Below are 15,203 nucleotides of genomic sequence, written 5' to 3' on the forward strand. Positions count from 1 at the left end.
AACAAAACCATAACAACCCTACACTACTATGGAGCATCCCGAAATGAATAACGACATCGAAAAAAAGGTTATACGGAAGGTTACCCTACGCATTATTCCTTTTATTATGCTGCTTTATTTCATCGCTTTTCTCGATCGGGTAAACATTGGTTTTGCCGCCCTGACCATGAACGAAGATTTGGGTTTTTCGCCCACCGTTTTCGGGCTGGGAGCCGGCATTTTCTTCCTCGGTTACTTTTTGTTTGAAGTACCGTCAAACTTAATCCTGCATAAAGTCGGCGTCCGCATCTGGATAGCCCGCGTGATGATCACCTGGGGCCTGGTCTCTGGCTGCATGGCTTTTGTGCAGGGCACAACAAGCTTCTATATCCTGCGTTTTCTGCTCGGCGTGGCGGAGGCGGGTTTCTTTCCCGGCATCATCCTTTATCTCAGCTACTGGTTCCCGGCGGTGAAACGTGCGCAGGTCACTGCCATCTTTATGGCCGCCGCACCACTTTCCACCGCGCTGGGCTCGCCTATTTCAGCCGCCCTGCTGGAGATGCATGGTTTCCTCGGCTATGCGGGGTGGCAGTGGATGTTTGTGCTGGAAGCCGTGCCAGCGCTGGTGCTTGGGGTGGTGGTTCTGTTCTTCCTCACCGATCGTCCAGCCAAAGCCAAATGGTTGACTGACGAAGAGCGTGCGTGGCTGGAAAACACCATGCAGGCCGAGGAGCAGGCTCGAACGGCAAAACAGAGCCACAGCAGCGCATGGAAAGGACTTGCGGATAAGCGGGTGCTGGCACTGGCGCTGGTCTATTTTGGTACGTCTGCCGGATTGTACACACTTGGCATCTGGTCCCCGCAAATCATCCGCAGCTTCGGCGCTTCCTCGCTGGAGATTGGTTTCCTCAACGCTTTCCCGGCTGTCATCGGCGTCATCGCTATGATCCTGTGGGCACGGCATTCCGACCGCACCAAAGAGCGTAGCTGGCATGTGATTGGCGCCTGCCTGCTGGCGATTTCGGCCCTCATTGTCCTGATTCTTTCTGCCAGGGCCGCCAAGCCGCAAACGGCAGAGATCCCTCATCCTCATACTCATTAACTGGAGAAATAACGATGCGTAACTACAAAATTGCCGCCATACCTGCCGACGGTATCGGTCCGGAAGTAATTTCCGCAGGTGTTGAGGTGCTGCATGCGCTGACACGCCACGATCCGCAGCTGAAGTTTGATGTAGAGACCTTTGACTGGGGTTCAGACTATTACAAAAAACATGGCGTGATGATGCCGGAAGAAGGACTGAATAAGCTGAAAACGTTCGATGCGATTTACTTCGGCGCAGTAGGCGCGCCGGATGTGCCTGACCACATCACACTCTGGGGTCTGCGTCTGCCAATTTGCCAGGGTTTCGACCAGTACGCCAACGTGCGGCCAACCAAAATCCTGCCAGGCGTCACTTCGCCACTACGTAATCGGGGTCCAGGCGATCTTGACTGGGTTATTGTGCGTGAAAACTCCGAAGGTGAATACTCCGGTAATGGCGGCCGTGCGCACCGTGGATTACCGGAAGAAGTCGGCACCGAGGTGGCTATCTTCACCCGTGTGGGTGTTACGCGCATCATGCGCTATGCCTTCCGACTGGCGCAGTCCCGACCACGCAAACTGCTGACCGTGGTGACCAAATCCAACGCCCAGCGCCACGGCATGGTGATGTGGGATGAGATTGCTGCCGAAGTGGCGCAGGAGTTCCCGGATGTGCAATGGGACAAAATGCTGGTTGATGCCATGACGCACCGCATGACGCTTCATCCCCGGACGCTGGATACCATCGTTGCCACCAACCTGCACGCCGATATCCTTTCCGATCTGGCCGGTGCGCTGGCGGGCAGCCTGGGCGTAGCGCCGACCGCCAATATTGATCCGGAACGCCGCTTCCCTTCCATGTTCGAACCTATCCATGGTTCAGCGTTCGATATCACTGGCAAAGGCATTGCTAACCCGATAGCGACCTTCTGGACCGCGGTACAGATGCTTGAACATCTTGGAGAACGTAACGCCGCGGCGCTGATTATGGAAAGCATCGAATATGTCTGTGAGAAAGGCATTCTGACGCCCGATGTCGGAGGAACAGCCAGTACCGCTGAAGTAACCCGCGCGGTAGTGGAATTTATCGAAGCCAGAGCAACCATCGCCGGGACCGTCTGACTATGAAAAATGAACAGGCTGCAGAGATCCTGCAGGATATCTTTCAGCATGCCGTCGATAGCGCCCGTGCCGGACCTGCGATCCTGGCTAACCTGCCGGAAAAACCACGTGGCCGCTGCGTGGTGATTGGTGCCGGTAAAGCCTCGGCGGCGATGGCAGCGGCTGTGGATGCAGCCTGGCCGGATGTGGATGTTTCTGGCGTGGTGGTAACGCGTTACGGCTACGCGGTGCCTGCTGGCCGCATCCGGATTATCGAGGCTGCTCATCCGGTATCTGATTCGATGAGCGAGGTTGCCGCAATGCTCATTGTGGAAGCGCTGCGCGGTTTGACCTCTGATGATTTGGTGCTGGCGCTCATTTCTGGTGGCGGGTCGGCGCTGATGGCGCTGCCCGCGCCAGGTTTAACGCTGAAAGATAAGCAAACAATTACCCGCGCGCTACTGCACAGCGGTGCCAGCATCAAAGAGATGAATCTGGTACGGCGTCATCTCTCAGCGGTGAAAGGCGGCAAGCTGGCAAGAATGGCGCAACCGGCACGTATTGTGTCACTGATTATCAGTGACGTGCCCGGCGACAGTCCGGCTGATGTGGCGTCCGGCCCCACCGTTGCCGACCAGAGTACACCGCAGCAGGCACTCCAGGTCCTGCAGCGTTACGCGATTCCTGTCTCCAGACCGGTTGATGAACTGCTAAACAAGCAGGCCAGTCCGGTTGACAACACAGCGAACAGTGAAGTCAGGCTCATCGCCACGCCGCAGTTGGCTTTGCAGGCTGCGGCGTTGGCTGTGCGCAGGCACGGACTCACGCCGATTATTCTGGGCGATGCGATAGAAGGCGAAAGCCGGGAAGTGGCCGTTGTTATGGCCGGTATTGCTCAATCCGTTAAACAGTATGGTCATCCGGTTCGCGGTCCGGCTGTATTGCTGTCGGGTGGCGAAACCACCGTTACGGTAAATAATGGCCAGCACGGAAAAGGGGGGCGTAATACTGAGTTTTCGCTCAGTCTGGCCTGTGCGTTAGAGGGAGAAAGCGGTATCTGGGCAATCGCCGGCGACAGTGATGGTATCGACGGAACGGAAGATGCAGCAGGTGCACTGGTATTTCCGGACACGCTAACGCGCGGCAAGATGGGTGGCCTGAATGCGGGGAATTATCTTGATGTACATGACAGTTACAGCTTTTTTCACGCGATCGATGACCTGGTGATAACCGGTCCAACGTTAACAAACGTAAACGATATTCGGGCAATAATGATTATCTGACGCGCTAATGTGTTTATTTAAGAAATTCTGTCGCCTCATGAAATCAGCAAGAATAGTTAAGCTAATGGACGCCTTGCATAATCCAAAAATGTTCAACACTTTTCTCACTGTTGAGCCAGCGAAACTGAAAGTTATTCTGAATGAGGTTCGGGGCGACAGATCTATTTCAGACCTTAGTGCGCGTCATATTTATGCCAGGTTGCCTGTTAACAGAAATAGTACGGCTGACCGCGCACCGATCGGGCGGGAGAATTAAATCAGTCCGAAAACAGACATTTCCAGATATTATCACTCCTTTATCCGAAATCCTCGGCTAAATCGATTAAAATCAATAGATTAACGTTACTTGCCAATACTGTAATCCTGTTGTTAATATCTGCCCGGTGAATATAATATATTCTTCAGGAATGGAATCAGCAGTGAAGCTGAAATCTCTGCGTACAGGAAAAGGAAATCATATGCCACTGACGTTAATTCCGGCTGTTTAGCACACTCCCCCCACTCATTATCGACTCTGATGAAGATCCGGCCCCGGATCTTCAGGGAAGTTTTACGCCGTCAACCGGCTTATATGGAGCATTACTTAAAAGGATCATCTATGAAAATTACTGCATTCCGACAGTTCAGCGAAACACAGCGCGCATTTAGCCTGGGTATCTGCTGTATTGGTCTTGCCGTCTATCCCGGCTATACGCAGGCAGCAACAATTGGCAGCCAGACAGGTGTTCTGATTGAAGTCAGCAACGGGGACCATATCGTTGCTGATACTGCTGATGACGACCTTTACGGCATAAAAACCCCTTTGGGTCAGCAGGCCGCCACCGTCAGGCTCGGCAGCGGTGTCACCGTCACCGCGGACGATCCTGAAAGGAACGCCAAAGGTGTTATGGTTGAGGGAGCGGACAGTGTTCTGACTGCCGATCGGCTGACAATAAACGTCAGTGGCAAGGACGCCACAGGACTTTGGCTTTTCGCCAATAACATTCAGGCCGATCTTGGCACAGGAAGCGTTATTACCGCATCGACTTCAGAGGGTTCTTCTACAAATGGCGTTGTTATCAGAAATGGCTCTGCCCTGACGGCTGACCAACTGACGGTGGAGACGGCCGGCTATGCCAGCACTGGCCTGAACATCGGCGGTTACGGTAGCCTCGTTGATCTGGGGAGCGAGAGTATTATCAGCGCCAGCGGCAGGAACAGTTACGGCATTTTCATCTCGGGCATAGACGGCGACGCCGCAAGGGGGCCAGCGCAGCTGACCGCCACTGCCCTTTCCATAAAGGCTGAAGGAAACAGCGCTTACGGAATGTACATTCAGAAGAATGCCGTGGTCGATATTGGCACGGGCAGCGTCATTACCGCAGCAGGCGATTACGCCATGGGGATCACGAGTTTCGGGCAGTTCAACGCTGACGCTCTGACGATAGATGTGCAGGGAAGCGATGCTGACGGAATCGAAGCACGTGGTGGCAGCGCAACGATCGGCGCAGACACCCATATCAGCTCTGCGGCAGGAAGCGCGCTGGTAGCTTCCGAAGGCGCCACAATAGACTTCAGAGGTTCAGAGAGTGCGCGCAATACGCTCTTTTCGGGCGGCGGCTACGCAGCTGCGGCCGTGACAGGAGCTGCCATCACGCTCTCTGACACGGATATCACCGTTGGTCCCGGTGGTGACTTAGGGCTGGGATTAGTGGCGTTAGATGGCGGAACCATCAGCGGGAAAAATCTGAGCATAACCGGCGCGGCAGGTACACGGGGCATATATGCCATGACCGGCGGCAGTATCGATCTGACAGGCGATCTCTCTGTTTCAATGGCCTCCGCGGACGAGACAGCCTTTTACTCCACGTATTATGAAGGCTATGCCCCGGGCAGCATCAGTGCGACCGGCAAAATGCTGATCGTCGGCAGCGCAGATGCCCGCGGAGGGAAAATCGATATCGATATGGCCCCTGGTTCGGTATGGACCGGGAAAGCCTTAAGCGATAACGTCAACGGCGGCTACCTGAATGTCTCACTGAATGACAGCGTCTGGAATATCTCCGGCAGTTCAAATCTGGATAATCTTTCCCTGACCGGCTCGACGGTGGACTTCGCCAGCATGGCCAGCGATCCCGATGTTTTCAGTACGCTCACCGTCGCCAGCCTGAGCGGCAACGGGTCGTTCGTGATGCGTACAGATCTGGTCGGAGACGGTAACGGCGTTAACAATGGCGGCGATTTACTCAGGGTGACCGGCAGCAGTGCGGGAAGCCACCTGCTGACCTTCAAAAACCAGGGGAGTATGGCCACGACCGGCAATGAGGTGCTCACCGTGGTCGAAACCGCTGATGGCGGGGCATCATTTACCGCGGCTTCTGATGTTGAACTGGGCGGATATCTGTACCGCGTGCGGCAGAGCGGAACGGACTGGGAACTCTATTCTTCCGCGCAGGCTCCCGATCCTGTACCGACTCCGGAGCCAGCTTCGATACCAGAACCAGCACCGACGCCGGTCCCCGCTCCCGCGCCTGACAGGCCGCAGCTGACCAGTGCAGCGGATGCCGGCGGAAACTATCTCAACGTGGGCTATGTGCTCAGCTATGTCGAAACCAGTACCCTTATGCAGCGGATGGGCGATCTTCGTCAGCAGAACGGTAAGGGAGATATGTGGATCAGAGGCTACGGCGGTAAGGCGGACAGCTTTTCCGGTGGCACTCTGGACGGGTTCAGCATGAACTACAGCGGGATCCAGATCGGCGCGGATAAACGCGTATCTGAAGACCTGCCGCTGTCAGTGGGTCTGTTTTTAGGTACCACCAGCGCCTCACCTGATTACCGGGGCGGTGATGGCTCCGTGCGTTCAGACTATGCGGGCCTGTATGCCAGCTGGATTGCGGCGAATGGCTTCTACAGCGATCTGGTGCTGAAAGGCAGCCGGCAGAAAAACAGTTTTACGGTTCGCGACAGCCAGAATAACCGGGTGTCCGGCAATGGCAACTCGTCAGGCGTCAGCGTCTCGCTGGAAGCGGGACAGCGGTTTGCCCTGCCGGTGACAACAGCCGGTTTTTATGCCGAGCCTCAGCTGCAGTTCACCTGGAACCACCAGAACTCCACCGGAATGCGGGCCAGCAACGGGCTTAACACTGATCTGGGCAGCTACGAATCCCTTCTGGGACGGGCCAGCCTTCTGCTGGGGTATGAGAAGGAGACGGGCAACAGCCGGGTGAACGTCTACCTGAAAACGGGCGCCATCCGGGAGTTTGCGGGCGACACATCGTTCACCCTCAATGGCTCGCGCGAGAATCACAGCTTCAGAGGCAACGGCTGGAACAATGGGCTGGGCGTCAGCGCGCAGTTTAACAACACCCACACGCTGTACCTGGAGGTCGACAATACATCTGGGGAGACGTTTAACCAGCGTCAGCTGAATGCCGGATACCGCTTCAGCTTCTGACAGCGTGAAGCACTGATTTCCCCGTCCTTTACTAACCCGGTAGCTGAGTACCGGGTTTTTAATGCCTTTCTCCGTCAGCAGGTAACGCCCGCCGCAGCCGAACGGCAGGAGCATCAGCGATCAAGTGAGCAAGGAGACGTCATATCCCCAGAACTGGCATTTAGCACTTACGCATGGTGCCTTTTCTATAACAGCGCTTATGCCAACATAGTAAGCCAATATACACTCCGCTAACGCTACGTGACTGGTTCAGGGCTGCGCCCCGAAACCCGCTAAAATCAACACCGAAGCAATGCAGGATAGACAGACCAATAGAGATTGCATGCGATTCGCCGTGTCTGTCTGAAAACATTGTTTTGCCGCGGGAACACATCTTGTCCCGTCAGTATTTATTTTCGGATATACATAAATTTTTATCCGAAGTGAAAGGCAGGATTTGCCATCAGCTGGCAAATGGCACCGTGAATGTTGCGATGAAGGCCAGGGCTAACGCCGCAAACTGACGTCACTTCGGCAAAATTTCCGGATATGCCGTTTTGTCCAGGCTCAAGCGGTAATGTAAAGCACAGCGGGGCAACGGTCACACTATGAAACCGAATTCAATTTTACTTGTGTCACTTTTGTTTTAATAATACTATAAAATCAGTCGTATATATTGTTATATTATTCAGCAGGGAGCAGAATGAAATTTATTAAATATATTAAAATATTTGGTTGTGTATTATTTGTTGTGTCATGTTCTTCTTCACCAAAAAACTATGAACGAGATGGTTCTGATATACCTGGGTACTCCAAAAATGAATATTACGGCTCAATTGAATTTTCAAGACCTAAAGGTTTAACATCCTATACAATGGATAACATAGATTTATATTATAATGATCCTGGAACCTATACTTCAGTAGGATCAAAAGGCTTGACGTCAAATCCTGGAGTTGCAACATTGCTACCATTTTTAGTCAGGCCAACAGTGCAATCTTACAAAAACCTTGATTCTCTTGTTCAAGAAAAAGGGGTTCTAACAAAAGATTCGCTTACTTTTAAAATTCGCAAATTTAAAGATAACAGACAATTAAAGCAAATAGACCACAGATTTAATATTGACTACTTCAACATTAAAGGTGATTTATGGGCTGCTACAAAATTCCCGGATCTGTTTTGGGTTGATTGCGGTAAAAAACACAGAAACGACACCATCAAAATTATCCCTTATGATGTCCATTTTGTAGATCCCTACGTTACGGCTAAAAATGTACCTGCAAAATATCGTGATGAAGCGCTGAAAAATATTTTATACATTAGATTCATAGACTTCGACGGGTGTATAAAAGCAGGGAAAGACGGTCAGATTCTATGAGCTTGTCTAACGACGTGGGTAGGATCAGTTTTTCCTTTAAGTAAGTTGAGTGAACTCACTTCGCCCCGTAAGGGGCGTGAATAACTTCGTGATAATTGTCTATGTTTCTATCTGCCGTTCCATGAGAGCACGTGTTGCTGCGCTTGATGCCCATTCATCAGATTGGTCAAGGTGTTCAATCTCTGATTCTGCTATTGGCGTTACACGGATCAGCGGAACTGAACCAAAAGGCAAATTATCAATCTTACGGTCACCACGGCTGATGATATTCGAAGCGTCTAATTCCATGAAAAGACGGAAGTTAAGTTTACCTGTGCAAAAAGACGCAACCTGAGCTTCGTCCTGACAGCCACGGTTTTGTTAAAAAATGATTCTCATTAACATATAACGCGATGTGATGTTTAATAGCGTTTTTCTTTTTCAAGGATATGAAATGAGCACTCGATTTTCGACATTGCGGCGCATTCCTGGTGGCATCTGGATTATTGGTTTTGTCAGTCTTTTGATGGATGTTTCATCTGAAATGATCCACAGCCTCCTTCCGCTTTTCATGGCAACTGCTTTGGGAACTCCAGTTGTCATCATTGGGCTTATTGAGGGACTGGCTGAAGCAACAGCATTATGTGTCAAAGTATTTTCGGGCGTGATCAGCGATTACATTGGCAAACGTAAATGGCTTGCTGTTCTTGGATATGGTCTTGGTGCGATCAGCAAGCCGCTGTTTGCACTGGCCTCCACATCTGGAATGATATTCAGCGCGCGAATGATTGATCGTGTAGGAAAAGGAATAAGGGGTGCGCCCCGAGACGCTCTCGTTGCCGACGTTACGCCGCACGAGATCAGAGGGGCGGCTTACGGCCTGCGCCAGACCCTGGACACTATGGGAGGATTCCTCGGACCGCTGCTGGCTGTGGGGCTGATGCTGTTATGGAGTAACGATTTCCGCGCTGTTTACTGGATGGCGGTCGTGCCGGCATTTCTGGCCGTTGCCCTGTTATTCTTTGGATTACATGAACCACGCACACCTGTAGTAACAGCAAGAACTAACCCGGTAAGAAAAGAAAATCTAAAAAGGCTGGGCGTACACTGTTGGTGGGTGATAGGACTGGGCGGGGTGTTTACTCTCGCCAGGTTTAGTGAGGCCTTCCTGGTTCTCAGAGCACAGGAGGTCAATATCCCACTTGCTTTAATTCCTCTCGTTATGGTCGCCATGAATATTGTTTTTTCTTTTACAGCCTACCCATTTGGGCGCTTATCCGACAGGATCAGTCACAGGCGATTACTGCAGATGGGTCTCGTTGTGCTCATTGTGGCAGATTTAGTTCTTGCCCTGAGTAATTCCTGGGTAGGGATCATAATTGGCGTAGCATTATGGGGTCTACATATGGGAATGACTCAGGGCTTACTGAACACCATGATCGCTCGCACAGCACCGGTTGACCTTCGCGGAACGGCGTTTGGGTTTTTCAGTTTGTTGAGTGGATTGGGATTACTTATAGCAAGTCTGGGGGCAGGACTGTTATGGGATATCTGGGGTTCTGTCTCTACATTTTTTGCAGGCGCGGTGATCTGTGTTATTACGCTACTTCTGACTCAGTTTGTACCCGAAAAAGCAGAGTAATTAATCTATGTCTGCGACGTTCTGAATATGCCGGTTAACCTAATTACCCCCCTTTAAATAGCTCTGTGTCACTGAAGGGGTTTTTCTCTCTTTCCGCTGCTCGCTCAAAGCGGCCCCTCTGCACCACACTCCGTCCGCTTTATGCTGTGAGTTCAACTGATGGATGCAATGCGTAAACTAAAAATGTTCAATACTTTTCTCACAGCTGAGCCAGTAATTGTCATGACTCTTACAGCGAAGAGAACGCTGCCATCTTACAGCAGAACGACCTCTTTTCGCTCCTGAGGGCAGCCATTATCAAATCGCCAATGTCGTTACGGCAACTGCGCTTACAAACCTTTCAGCATTTTATCAACAAACTCAGGCACCACCTGGCTTGCCGGTCCGTAAATTTTCTCGTCAAATTCGCTGCCGACCTGGCTTGGTTCGAGATTGAGCTCAACCGTATGCGCGCCCTGCAGTTTTGCTTCATGGACGAAACCGGCCGCCGGATAGACGTGGCCGGAAGTCCCGATGGCGATAAACACATCGGCCATCGCCAGCGCCATATAGATTTCATCCATGCCGAGCGGCATTTCACCGAACCAGACCACGTGCGGGCGCAGCGACGCCGGGAACTGACAGCAGTGACATTTGTCCTCGGGCGTAACGTCGCCGGTCCACTCAAGGATCTGTCCGCTCTGCGAGCAGCGCACCTTCAGCAGCTCGCCGTGCATATGGATAACATTCCGACTGCCCGCCCGCTCATGCAGGTTGTCGATGTTTTGCGTCACCAGCAAAAAGCGATCGCCCAGCGCCTCTTCCAGCTTCGCCAGGGCAAGATGCGCCGGGTTTGGCTGAATTTCAGGCTGCTGGAGCTGGCGACGGCGGGCGTTATAAAAAGATTGCACCAGCTGCGGATTGCGGGCGAAACCCTCCGGCGTCGCCACATCTTCGACCCGATGCTCTTCCCACAGGCCGTCAGCCGCGCGGAAAGTGCGGATCCCGGACTCTGCCGAAATCCCCGCCCCAGTAAGCACCAATACTCTCGGTTTTTCCATCACTTCCGGCACCACTCTGTCTCTGAAAAAGATCCGCTGACGCAGACGTTCACGTAGATGGCGTTTATTTTTACGAAATCGACTTAACCGGTGACCGCGCCGCGACAGCATAACAACCTCTTTTTATTTAATCGGTAAGATGCAGGAAGGCCGCCCCGCGCATTCCGCCCGCGTCGCCGTGACGCGCACGTTCAATACGTGGCACACGCGCAACCGGCAACAAATGACGCGGCAGTCTCTCCGCCAGCTGAGCTGTGATTGCCGAAAAGTTCGACAACCCGCCGCCAATCACCACCAGATCCGGATCGACAATCGTCAGGATATTCCCCAGGCACACGGCCAGCAAGTCCAGATAACGTTCAACGTGCGCCCGCGCCTGCTCATCCCCCTGCTCCCACAGAGCAATAATTTCAGGCGCCTCCAGCGGTTGATGATAGTAGTGCTGATACAGCCAGGCAAATCCCCGTCCCGAAAGATAATTTTCAATACAGCCAAGCTGGCCGCAGCCACAGCGGCGTAACGGGAAATCGAAACCCATCAGCGTCAGCGCATCGACCGGCAGGCGCATATGGCCGAACTCGCCGGTAATGTAGCTTTTGCCGGTAACGGGTTTGCCGTTAAGGATCAGTCCGCCGCCCACGCCGGTGCCCAGGATCAGCCCCATCACCAGCGGGTATTGCGTAAATTCATCGTCCCAGGCCTCTGAGAGCGCAAAGCAGTTGGCGTCGTTATCGAGACGCACGTCGCGATCCAGACGCGCGCTGAGGTCGGCGCGCAGGGGTTTGCCGCTGGCGGCGGGAACATTGGCGGCATACAGCGTCCCGTCTTCGGTTTCCGGCATACCGGGGATGCCAATGCCGACCGAACCTTTGCCGCCAAAACGCTGGTCGGCTTCCGCCACCAGGCCGCACACCGCGTCCAGAAAGGCGTCATAGCCCTCGCGCGGCGTCGGCACGCGTTTTTCCCACTGTAATTTGCGTTGGTTATCAAAAACGCCTAACGCAATCTTGGTTCCGCCAATATCAAATCCGTAATACATTGCGCACCTCGTCCTTTTGCTTTTGTTGTTACTGGCCGCTGAGCACTCTTGCCGGATCAATATTGCTGGCGCGGCGCGCCGGATACCAACTTGCCACAAGGCTCAGCAGCAGTGCCGTCACCAGCACATAAATCACATCCAGCCAGTGTAATTCGGATGGCAGGAAGTCAATAAAATAGATATCACCGGAGAGGAACTGATGTCCGGTTATCTTTTCAATGGCATTAATAATCGGCGTCAGCTGCAGCGAAACCGCCACGCCAATCACCACGCCAATCATGCTGCCCAGCAGTCCCGCCAGCAGGCCGTACCAGACAAAAATGGCGCGAATCAGGCCATCTTTCGCCCCCAGCGTTCTTAATACCGCAATATCGCCGCTCTTGTCTTTTACCGCCATCACTAATGTTGAAACGATGTTAAAGCAAGCCACGCCAATCACCAGTACCATCGCCAGATACATAATGGCGCGGATCATCTGGATATCGCGGTACATATAGCCGTAAGTGCCTATCCAGCTTTTGATGTAGACATAGCTGTTGGTGACCTCCCCTGCCGCTCTCACCAGCTTATTGGCGTTAAAGACGTCATTCACCTTCAGCGCAATCCCGGATACCGTATTGTTCATATCCAGATACTGCTGGGCATCGGCCATCGGGATCATGGCAAAGCTGTGGTCAAGCTGGCCGCTCAGTTGCAGAATCCCCGCCACGTGCAGGCGCACGCGCTTCGGCTGCATCAGCTTGTGATCGGCGCTGGCGTTAGGGATCATGATCGACACCCAGTCGCCTTGCTTTACCTTCAGCGCGTCAGCGACGCCCTTGCCGATGATAATCTGCTGCTCTCCGGCCTTAAAGCTGGCCCAGGCGTTATTCCGCACAAAAGAGGGCAGCGCGCTCAGACGCTGCTCCTGCTGCGGTTCAACGCCTTTCACCTGGATGGCGCGCAGATTCGCCCCGCTCTCCACCAGGCCGGTAAAGTTGATGTACGGCGCCGCCGCCACAATGCCCGGCACCTTCTGCACCTTCTCCAGCGCTTCGCGCCAGTTGTTCCAGGGTTGTTCAACGGCCTCAATCTCGCCGTGCGGCACCACCGCCAGAATGCGGTTGTTCAGTTCGCGTTCGAAACCGTTCATCGCGCTTAAGCCAACGATAAGCACCGCCACCCCCAGCGCGATGCCGATGGTGGAGATCACCGAAATCAGCGACACCATGCCGCTGCGCCGCCGTCCCCGGCTAAAGCGCAGTCCAATCAATAACGATAAAGGCGAGGCCATTACTCCGCCCCCATCAGGCTCAGTTCCGCCGTCAGGCGTCCGTCACGCATCTCCAGCTGGCGGCTCATGCGCTTCGCCAGTTGCAAATCGTGCGTTACCACCAGAAACGCGGTGCCCTGCGCGCGGTTCAGCTCGCCCAACAGCTGGAAAATGCTGTCGGCGTTACGGGCGTCAAGGTTCCCGGTCGGTTCGTCCGCCAGCACCAGACGCGGGTTATTGACCAACGCACGGGCAATCGCCACGCGCTGGCGCTCGCCACCGGAAAGTTCGGAAGGACGATGGTTCGCACGATGCTCCAGCCCGACCGCCTTCAGCATCTCCCGCGCCCGCCCGGTGATCTCAGCGTGATTCTGCTTGCCGATCAGCAGCGGCATCGCCACGTTTTCCAGCGCGGTGAAATCGGGCAGCAGATGGTGAAACTGATAGATAAATCCAAGCTTCTGGTTGCGCAGCTCCGCTTTTGCGGCTGAAGAGAGTTTACTCATCGGCTGGCCGCTAAAAATAACGTCGCCGGAGGTGGGGGTATCCAGGCCGCCCAGCAGGTGCAAAAGCGTACTTTTGCCGGAGCCGGAGCTGCCGACAATCGCCATCATTTCACCTTCGCCAACGCTGAAGCTGACATCGTGCAGTACGTCGGTTTGCACGGAACCTTCCTGATAGCGTTTGCACAGTTTGTCGCATTGCAACAGGGTCTTATTCATAACGTAAAGCCTCAGCGGGTTGGGTGGCGGCTGCGCGCCAGGAAGGATAAAGCGTTGAAAGCAGAGCAAGCGCCATCGCCACCAGCGCGATGACAACGACCTGCAACGGTTCGATCGCCACCGGCAGCGACGCGCCGTCGAGCAATATGCCGATAACCGGCATCAGATTATTCAACTGGCTGGCAAGCAGCACGCCGAGCACCGCCCCGAGCAGCGCGCCGATAATCCCGGCGCTGGCCCCCTGGACCATAAAGACCATCATGATCTGCCGCGGCGTCAGCCCCTGTGTTTGCAGAATCGCCACTTCGCCCTGCTTCTCCATAACCATCAACCCCAGCGAGGTAATGATATTGAAAGCCGCCACCGCCACGATCAGGCTGAGCAGCAGTCCCATCATGTTCTTTTCCATTCGCACGGCCTGGAACAGCTCGCCTTTACGCTCGCGCCAGTCCTGCCATTTCACCCCTTCCGGCAGCGTCTGCTGGCTCAGCGTGTCAACTTTCAGCGGCTCATTAAGCCATAAACGCCAGCCGGTAATGTTCCCCGCCGGGTAGCGCATCAGTCGTGACGCATCCTGGATATTGGTCAACATCTGGTAGCCGTCGACTTCGCTGTTCGCCGCAAAGGTGCCGATCACGGTGAACAGACGCTGGCTTGGCAGGCGGCCCATCGGCGTAAACTGGCTGGCCGAAGGCACCATCACGCGGATCTGATCGCCGCGGCTGACCCCAAGCTGCCCGGCAAGCTGTTCGCCGAGGATGACATTATACTTGCCCGGCTGGAGATCGGTTTGTTTCACATTGACCAGATACGGCGTCAGCGGATCTTTTTGCGCCGGATCGATACCCAGCATCACCCCGACCGCCACGCTACGCGCGCTTTGCAAAACCACATCGCCGGTGGTCAAGGGCGCAATGCGATTAACCCCGTTTAGCTGTACGGCCTTTTCCGGCACCTGCCGGGGATTCAGCGAGCCGTGTTCAGCGGAAAGAATTGCCTGAGGCATCAGGCCCAGAATGTTATTTTGCAGCTCGCGTTCAAAGCCGTTCATAACCGACAAAACCGTAACCAGCGCCATCACCCCAAGGGTAATGCCGATGGTGGAAAGCCAGGAAACGAAGCGACCGAAACGATCCGCTGCACGCCCACGCATGTAACGCAGGCCAATGAATAGAGCGACAGGTTGATACATGAAATCCGTCTGGTTGCGATTAGCAAAGACACGAGTATATAAGCGAAAGCGGAAAGGGTAAATGTCTGAACCGTAAGTGTTCGTCAGCGGGAAGGTGA

11 protein-coding genes and 1 pseudogene are annotated in these 15,203 nt (G+C 54.0%); 6 read left to right on the forward strand and 6 right to left on the reverse strand.

Going from position 1 to position 15,203, the window contains the following annotated elements; genetic code table 11:
• Positions 1-43: 43 nt before the first annotated feature.
• From K7R23_RS20510 to K7R23_RS20530, 5 genes and pseudogenes are all read left to right on the forward strand, one after another.
• Positions 44-1,015 (forward strand): annotated as a pseudogene (locus tag K7R23_RS20510) (MFS transporter); the annotation flags it as partial.
• Positions 1,016-1,095: 80 nt separating this feature from the next.
• Complete coding sequence (locus tag K7R23_RS20515; protein WP_012905477.1) at positions 1,096-2,184, forward strand: tartrate dehydrogenase; 1,089 nt, start codon at positions 1,096-1,098, stop codon at positions 2,182-2,184.
• Positions 2,185-2,186: 2 nt separating this feature from the next.
• The gene (locus tag K7R23_RS20520) at positions 2,187-3,446 is read left to right on the forward strand and encodes a glycerate kinase type-2 family protein (RefSeq protein WP_012905476.1); all 1,260 of its coding nucleotides are present in this window, start codon (positions 2,187-2,189) and stop codon (positions 3,444-3,446) included.
• A gap of 598 nt (positions 3,447-4,044) precedes the next feature.
• Positions 4,045-6,882, forward strand: a complete 2,838-nt coding sequence (locus K7R23_RS20525) for an autotransporter outer membrane beta-barrel domain-containing protein (RefSeq protein WP_012905475.1) — start codon at positions 4,045-4,047, stop codon at positions 6,880-6,882.
• Positions 6,883-7,564: 682 nt separating this feature from the next.
• Complete coding sequence (locus tag K7R23_RS20530; protein WP_012905474.1) at positions 7,565-8,239, forward strand: hypothetical protein; 675 nt, start codon at positions 7,565-7,567, stop codon at positions 8,237-8,239.
• Between the two features lie 99 nt (positions 8,240-8,338).
• Here the strand turns inward: K7R23_RS20530 and K7R23_RS20535 are convergent, their stop codons facing one another.
• On the reverse strand, positions 8,339-8,527 hold the full coding sequence (locus K7R23_RS20535; protein ID WP_012905473.1) for a hypothetical protein: 189 nt from the start codon (positions 8,525-8,527) through the stop codon (positions 8,339-8,341).
• Positions 8,528-8,672: 145 nt separating this feature from the next.
• Here K7R23_RS20535 and K7R23_RS20540 point away from each other — a divergent pair, with 145 nt between their 5' ends.
• On the forward strand, positions 8,673-9,860 hold the full coding sequence (locus K7R23_RS20540) for an MFS transporter (protein WP_012905472.1): 1,188 nt from the start codon (positions 8,673-8,675) through the stop codon (positions 9,858-9,860).
• Positions 9,861-10,189: 329 nt separating this feature from the next.
• Here K7R23_RS20540 and cobB read toward each other — a convergent pair whose 3' ends face one another.
• From cobB to lolC, 5 genes are read right to left on the reverse strand one after another with little or no spacing between them, the layout of a single operon-like run.
• Positions 10,190-11,011, reverse strand: coding sequence for a Sir2 family NAD+-dependent deacetylase (cobB, locus tag K7R23_RS20545; RefSeq protein ID WP_012905471.1), 822 nt, complete (start codon positions 11,009-11,011; stop codon positions 10,190-10,192).
• 16 nt (positions 11,012-11,027) lie between these two features.
• Complete coding sequence (gene nagK / locus K7R23_RS20550; RefSeq protein WP_012905470.1) at positions 11,028-11,939, reverse strand: N-acetylglucosamine kinase; 912 nt, start codon at positions 11,937-11,939, stop codon at positions 11,028-11,030.
• Positions 11,940-11,967: 28 nt separating this feature from the next.
• On the reverse strand, positions 11,968-13,212 hold the full coding sequence (gene lolE, locus K7R23_RS20555; protein ID WP_012905469.1) for a lipoprotein-releasing ABC transporter permease subunit LolE: 1,245 nt from the start codon (positions 13,210-13,212) through the stop codon (positions 11,968-11,970).
• Positions 13,212-13,913, reverse strand: coding sequence for a lipoprotein-releasing ABC transporter ATP-binding protein LolD (lolD, locus tag K7R23_RS20560; protein ID WP_012905468.1), 702 nt, complete (start codon positions 13,911-13,913; stop codon positions 13,212-13,214). Before lolD ends, lolE begins: the two co-directional genes overlap by 1 nt.
• On the reverse strand, positions 13,906-15,105 hold the full coding sequence (gene lolC / locus K7R23_RS20565; RefSeq protein WP_012905467.1) for a lipoprotein-releasing ABC transporter permease subunit LolC: 1,200 nt from the start codon (positions 15,103-15,105) through the stop codon (positions 13,906-13,908). Before lolC ends, lolD begins: the two co-directional genes overlap by 8 nt.
• Positions 15,106-15,203: the final 98 nt, after the last annotated feature.

The sequence above is a fragment of the Citrobacter rodentium NBRC 105723 = DSM 16636 genome (assembly GCF_021278985.1).
GTDB lineage: Bacteria > Pseudomonadota > Gammaproteobacteria > Enterobacterales > Enterobacteriaceae > Citrobacter_A > Citrobacter_A rodentium.

Bases quoted from the DNA above. Each gene is read 5' to 3' on its own strand.
- K7R23_RS20515 (WP_012905477.1), top strand. From the start codon at position 1,096: ATGCGTAACTACAAAATTGCCGCCATACCTGCCGACGGTATCGGTCCG.
- K7R23_RS20520 (WP_012905476.1), top strand. From the start codon at position 2,187: ATGAAAAATGAACAGGCTGCAGAGATCCTGCAGGATATCTTTCAGCAT.
- K7R23_RS20525 (WP_012905475.1), top strand. From the start codon at position 4,045: ATGAAAATTACTGCATTCCGACAGTTCAGCGAAACACAGCGCGCATTT.
- K7R23_RS20530 (WP_012905474.1), top strand. From the start codon at position 7,565: ATGAAATTTATTAAATATATTAAAATATTTGGTTGTGTATTATTTGTT.
- K7R23_RS20535 (WP_012905473.1), bottom strand. From the start codon at position 8,527: ATGGAATTAGACGCTTCGAATATCATCAGCCGTGGTGACCGTAAGATT.
- K7R23_RS20540 (WP_012905472.1), top strand. From the start codon at position 8,673: ATGAGCACTCGATTTTCGACATTGCGGCGCATTCCTGGTGGCATCTGG.
- cobB (WP_012905471.1), bottom strand. From the start codon at position 11,011: ATGCTGTCGCGGCGCGGTCACCGGTTAAGTCGATTTCGTAAAAATAAA.
- nagK (WP_012905470.1), bottom strand. From the start codon at position 11,939: ATGTATTACGGATTTGATATTGGCGGAACCAAGATTGCGTTAGGCGTT.
- lolE (WP_012905469.1), bottom strand. From the start codon at position 13,212: ATGGCCTCGCCTTTATCGTTATTGATTGGACTGCGCTTTAGCCGGGGA.
- lolD (WP_012905468.1), bottom strand. From the start codon at position 13,913: ATGAATAAGACCCTGTTGCAATGCGACAAACTGTGCAAACGCTATCAG.
- lolC (WP_012905467.1), bottom strand. From the start codon at position 15,105: ATGTATCAACCTGTCGCTCTATTCATTGGCCTGCGTTACATGCGTGGG.